This window comes from Streptomyces sp. 150FB (genome assembly GCF_000818195.1).
Lineage (GTDB): Bacteria > Actinomycetota > Actinomycetes > Streptomycetales > Streptomycetaceae > Streptomyces.
On record NZ_JTHL01000001.1, the window covers coordinates 3,056,604 to 3,061,939 of the forward strand.

The 5,336-nt window shown below is 70.3% G+C and carries 6 protein-coding genes; 1 reads left to right on the forward strand and 5 read right to left on the reverse strand.

Translation table 11 applies throughout. The features are described 5' to 3' along the window. A partial coding sequence (locus tag QR77_RS12985) for an MFS transporter (RefSeq protein WP_150130564.1) occupies positions 1 to 728 on the forward strand: 728 nt, incomplete at its 5' end. Here the strand turns inward: QR77_RS12985 and QR77_RS12990 are convergent. From QR77_RS12990 to QR77_RS13010, 5 genes are all read right to left on the reverse strand, one after another. Continuing rightward, positions 658 to 1,446 carry a S16 family serine protease gene (locus QR77_RS12990; RefSeq protein ID WP_040021817.1) on the reverse strand — a complete coding sequence of 263 codons (789 nt, stop codon included), beginning with the start codon at positions 1,444 to 1,446 and terminating at the stop codon, positions 658 to 660. The genes QR77_RS12985 and QR77_RS12990 overlap by 71 nt on opposite strands. Before the next feature lie 125 nt (positions 1,447 to 1,571). Further along, complete coding sequence (locus QR77_RS12995; protein WP_040021818.1) at positions 1,572 to 2,219, reverse strand: helix-turn-helix domain-containing protein; 648 nt, start codon at positions 2,217 to 2,219, stop codon at positions 1,572 to 1,574. A gap of 466 nt (positions 2,220 to 2,685) precedes the next feature. Then, entirely contained in the window at positions 2,686 to 4,467 is a 1,782-nt protein-coding gene (locus tag QR77_RS13000; protein WP_040021820.1) for a DEAD/DEAH box helicase, read from the reverse strand. Between the two features lie 174 nt (positions 4,468 to 4,641). Continuing rightward, on the reverse strand, positions 4,642 to 5,010 hold the full coding sequence (locus tag QR77_RS13005) for a Fic family protein (RefSeq protein WP_040021822.1): 369 nt from the start codon (positions 5,008 to 5,010) through the stop codon (positions 4,642 to 4,644). Next, positions 5,010 to 5,207 (reverse strand): Arc family DNA-binding protein, encoded by a 198-nt coding sequence (locus QR77_RS13010; RefSeq protein WP_040021823.1) that lies wholly within the window; start codon positions 5,205 to 5,207, stop codon positions 5,010 to 5,012. The genes QR77_RS13005 and QR77_RS13010 overlap by 1 nt, the downstream gene beginning before the upstream one ends. Positions 5,208 to 5,336 lie beyond the last annotated feature (129 nt).

Below are 5,336 nucleotides of genomic sequence, written 5' to 3' on the forward strand. Positions count from 1 at the left end.
GGCTCGCCCCCGTCTCGATGGCGACCTACCGGACGGAGCTGCGCGAGGGCTACGCGTTCCTGGTCCGCACCCGGCTGCTGCTCGGCATCACCGTGATGGTGATGATCACCAACGGGCTGAGCCAGAGCTGGAGTTCGGTCCTGCTGCCGGTCCATGCCCGGGAGCATCTGGGCGGCGCAGCCGATCTCGGGCTGCTCACCGCCGTGTTCGGCGGCTGCGCGCTGGTGGGCGCCCTGCTGTACGGGGCGTACGGCGAACGCTTCCCCCGGCGCCCCGTGTTCGCGATCGCTTTCCTGATCTGCGGGGCGCCGCAGTATGTGGTGGCGGGGCTGACGGACGGGCTGCTGCCGCTGGCCGTGACCATGGCGACCGGCGGTCTGGCCGCCGGTGTGCTCAACCCGATCCTGACCACGGTCATCTTCGAGCAGGTGCCGACCGGCCTGCGCAGCCGCGTGTCGGGGGTGACCACGGCGGGCGTCGAGCTGACGATGCCGCTCGGCGGGCTCGTCGCCGGGTTCCTGGTGGAGCGGGCGGGGCTCGGGCACACGATGCTGGCCGTCGGCGGGGCCTACCTGCTGGCGACGCTGAGTCCGCTGGTCTTCCCTGCTTGGCGAGCCATGGAGCGCGGGCGGGGGCCCGTACCGGCGGCGCCGGAGATCAGCAGCTCGGAACCCGGCCGCCCTTATCAAGCGCCCGCAGCGCCGACACCGCGCCCTTCAGCGTCGTGACGGGAATCAGCCGCATTCCCTTCGGCAGCTCCGACTTCGCCTCGCCGCACTCCGCCTTCGGTACGACGAACACCGTCGCCCCGTCCCGGCCCGCCGCCTGAGTCTTGAGCGCGACACCGCCGACCGCGCCGACCGCGCCGCCGGCGGTGATCGTGCCCGTACCCGCGATGGAGCGGCCACCGGTCAGATCGCCGCCCGAGCCGTCCCCGCCGAGCTTGTCGACGATGCCGAGGGCGAAGAGCAGCCCCGCACTCGGGCCGCCGACGTCGGCGAGGTGGAGGGTGACGTCCACCGACTTCGGGTCCCTGTGCAGATAGCCGAGGGCCGCCGAGACCGCCTCGTTCTGCGACTGCACCATGTCCTGGGTGTTGTGCTTCTCGATCTCGGTGTCGGACTCCCCTGGCGGATACACCGCGTCGTGCGGCAGCACCGCGCGGTCCGTACGGAACCAGCCGTCGACCACGTCGCCGAAGTCCACGTCGGCGGAGGGGACCGTCGCCATGATCGTCGTCAACCGCAACTGGCCCGCGGTCTTCCTGGTGGTCGCCTTCTTGATCGTGATGACGGGTTCGCCCTGGTCGGAGCCGAGGACGTTCGCGGTCAGACCCGGCTGCGCCACGGCGTACGGCAGCGGCGCCACACCGACCACGGCGAACAGCGCGACGACGGGCAGGGCGCAGATGGCGAGGCTGAGGCGGCGCGAGAGACGAGAGAACACCGGCCCAATCTATCCGCCCCGTCCCGGTGCCCCCTCCGGCGGGCCGGGGGGCCCGCTCCGGGCGCCGTACGCGGCCCGTGCTCAGCCCGTGCTCGGTGCGTGCTCAGCCCGTCATCGGCGCGTGCTCAGCGCAGGGCGTCCGCCACCTCGCGGGCGGCGTCCACGACGCGCGGTCCGACGCGCTCGGGTACGGCGTCGGCGAGCATCACCACCCCCACACTGCCCTCGATCCCGGTCACGCCGACGAGTGCGGCGGCAGCGCCTGCCGCGCCCGCCTCCAGCTCGCCGTGGGTGAGGGTGCAGAGCGGCTCGGTGAGCGTGCTGGCACCGGCGCGGGCGGCGAGGATCGCTCTGCCTGCCGCGCCCCGGTCCAGCGGATGACGGAAACCGGCCCGGTAGGCGACGTGGTAGTCGGTCCAGGTCGGCTCGACCACGGCGACCGCCAGCGCCTCGGCGCCGTCGACCAGCGTGAGGTGCGCGGTGGCGCCGATGTCCTCGGCGAGCGAGCGCAGGGCCGGCAGTGCGGCCTCCCGTACGAGGGGATGCACCTGGCGGCCCAGGCGCAGCACACCGAGGCCGACCCTGGCCCGGCCCCCGAGGTCGCGCCGGACCAGCGTGTGCTGTTCGAGAGTGGCGAGTAGGCGGTAGACGACGGTCCTGTTGACACCGAGTCTGTTGGACAACTCGGTGACCGTCAGACCGTGGTCGGTGTCGGCGAGCAGTTTGAGGACGCGTAGTCCCCGGTCGAGCGTCTGGGATGTCTCCGCGGTCACGACGCCCTCCTCCTTCGGAGTGAGTGACGACGGTCCTGCGCCGTTGGTCGGCGACGCCGGTCCCTCGGCGCCGCTCGGCGAGTCCGCCGGCTGGCCATGGCACACCGGCTGCGCTCCGCGGCGGTATTGCTGCGGAACGTTCCTATTTCCGGGGACAGTAGCGATCGGCACCGCTGAGCGGAAGGCCTCGTCCAGAATCCGGGCACAGGGGGCGAGTTGTCGTTCCTTCAGAAGCTAAATCCGACAGAACAAGTACGAACGAGTACTTCGGATGACGACTACGTCTATGTCGGTCGGGCACTGAACGGCCGGACCCGGACAGATGGTCACGGGTCGGACAGAGGCCGAGCGGACCCCGGACGGAGGACGGACAACGGCCGGACGGAGAACGGGCAGGCGCCGGAAACAGCGCGGACCCGGCCGCCGAAGCGCCGGGTCCGTGCGTGCCCGGGTGAGCCGGAGCCGTTCACCGCATCCTGGTGGCCCACTCCTGGACCTTCTTGATGCGTTCCCTGAGCTGTCCCGCCGTCGCCTCGGCGCTCGGCGGCCCCCCGCACACCCGGCGCAGCTCCGTGTGGAGGACGCCGTGCGGCTTGCCGCTCTGGTGCACGTAGGCGCCGACCATCGTGTTGAGCTGCTTGCGCAGTTCGAGGAGTTCCTTGTGGGAGACGACGGGCCGGCGCTCGGCCGGCATCTCCAGCAGATCCGCCTCCGCGTCCGGCTTCTTGCGGCTGTGCGCGATCTGTCTCGCCTGCCGCTTCTGGAGCAGGAGCTGCACCTGGTCGGGTTCGAGCAGCCCCGGGATGCCGAGGTAGTCCTGCTCCTCCTCGCTGCCCGGGCGTGCCTGCATGCCGAACTCGGCGCCGTCGTAGAGGACCCGGTCGAAGACGGCGTCGGACTCCAGCGCCTCGAAGGAGAACAGCTCCTCCTCGGTGTCCTCGTCCTGCTCCTTCTCCGCCTCCGCCATCTCCTTCTCGGACTCGGCGTAGAGGTCGTCCTCGCCGGCCTTCTTCGGCTTGTCGAGTACGTGGTCGCGCTCGACCTCCATCTCGTTGGCGAAGCCGAGGAGGTTCGGGATGGTGGGCAGGAAGACGGACGCGGTCTCGCCGCGCCGCCTGGACCGGACGAAACGGCCCACGGCCTGCGCGAAGAACAGCGGGGTCGAGATGGTGGTGGCGTACACGCCGACGGCGAGGCGCGGTACGTCGACGCCCTCCGAGACCATCCGGACCGCGACCATCCAGCGGTCCTCGCTCGCGCTGAAGTCGTCGATCCGCTTCGACGAGCCGCCGTCGTCGGAGAGCACGACGGTCGGCTTGGTTCCGGTCAGCTCGCGCAGGAGCTTGGCGTACGCGCGCGCCGAGTCCTGGTCGGTCGCGATGACGAGGCCGCCCGCGTCGGGGATGCCCTTGCGTACCTCGCTGAGCCGCTGGTCGGCGGCGCGCAGCACGTTCGGCATCCAGTCGCCGCGCGGGTCGAGCGCGGTGCGCCAGGCCTGCGAGATCGCGTCCTTGGTCATCGGCTCGCCGAGCTTGGCCTCGATCTCGTCGCCGGCCTTGGTGCGCCAGCGCATGTTGCCGCTGTAGCTGAGGAAGATGACGGGGCGGACGACGCCGTCGCCGAGCGCGTTCCCGTAGCCGTACGTGTAGTCGGCGGAGGAGCGGCGGATGCCGTCGTTCCCCTCCTCGTACGCCACGAAGGGGATGGGGTTGGTGTCGGACCTGAAGGGGGTGCCGGTGAGCGCGAGCCGGCGGGTGGCGGGCTCGAAGGCCTCAAGGCACGCCTCGCCCCAGGACTTGGAGTCACCGGCGTGGTGGATCTCGTCGAGGATGACGAGGGTCTTGCGCTGCTCGCACTTGTTGCGGTGGAGCATGGGCCGTACGCCGACACCCGCGTAGGTGATGGCGACGCCGTCGTACTCCTTGCTCAGCGGTCCCGCGCTGTAGTCGGGGTCGAGCTTTATCCCGACCCGCTGGGCGGCGTCGGACCACTGCTTCTTGAGGTGCTCGGTCGGCGCGACGACGGTGATCTGCTGGACCACATGGTGGTGCAGCAGCCAGGAGGCGAGCGTCAGCGCGAACGTCGTCTTTCCGGCTCCGGGGGTCGCGACGGCGAGGAAGTCGCGTGGCTGCTCCTGGAGATACCGCTCCAGCGCCCGCTCCTGCCAGGCACGCAGCTTGTTGGCGGTACCCCAGGGGGCCCGGCCGGGGAAGGCGGGTGAGAGGTGGTGGGAGGCGGAAGTAGTCACGGTCTCCGGTTCGGACGTGGGGTTGCGCGGGTGGTCACGCGCGGGAGTGCGCGAGGGCCGCGCGTGCGGTTACGTACGACAACCGGGCCACCCTACCGGGGGCGCGACATGATCCCGGTACGAACGGGGGCGTGGCCGCGCGGGTGCGACAGTGGTCACACCCGCGCGGTCACCTCATCGCGCGAAGCGTGGAAGCAGCTCCGCGACCTTCGGCATTTCCAACTCGCCCTGGCACACCTTCAGTACGAACTGTTCAGCTTCGTCCACATCGAAATCGGGATGCAGGGGGTGGCCGTTCAGGTGCAGGAAGACCCAGGTGGCATACCACGCGATGCGCTTGTTGCCGTCAATCAGCGCGCGATTGCGGGCGAGGGACTCCATGAGAGCCGCGGCCTTCTGCCAGACGTCCGGATAGGCGTCCTGGCCGAACACGCTCGCCTGCGGGCGCATCAGTGCCGATTCCAGCAACCCGTAGTCGCGCACCTCGGCAGCCCCGAGGCGCTTGGCGAGATTGAGCAACTCCGGGAGTGTCAGGTACTGCATCAGGCGAGCCTCCGGTTGAGCTCCTCGCTCGCCTTGAGCACATGATCCGCCGCCTCGTTGAAGAGGCGCGAGTGTTCGTTTATGGCAGTGACCACCGCTTCGTGAGCGAACGCCTGCATACTTCGGCCTTCCGCCTCGGCGCGCTCGCGCAGTGCGTCCAGCTCTTCCTCGGTGAACCGCAGATTCAGACCAGCCATGAAAAAATGGTACCGCATGGTACCGAGCGGTGCTACGCCATTTCGCACGCCGGGCCCTGTACCGGCACCCGCACCCGCGTCGCCACCCACGCCCCCGCCAGCGCCACCGCCGCCATCGGCAGGAACACC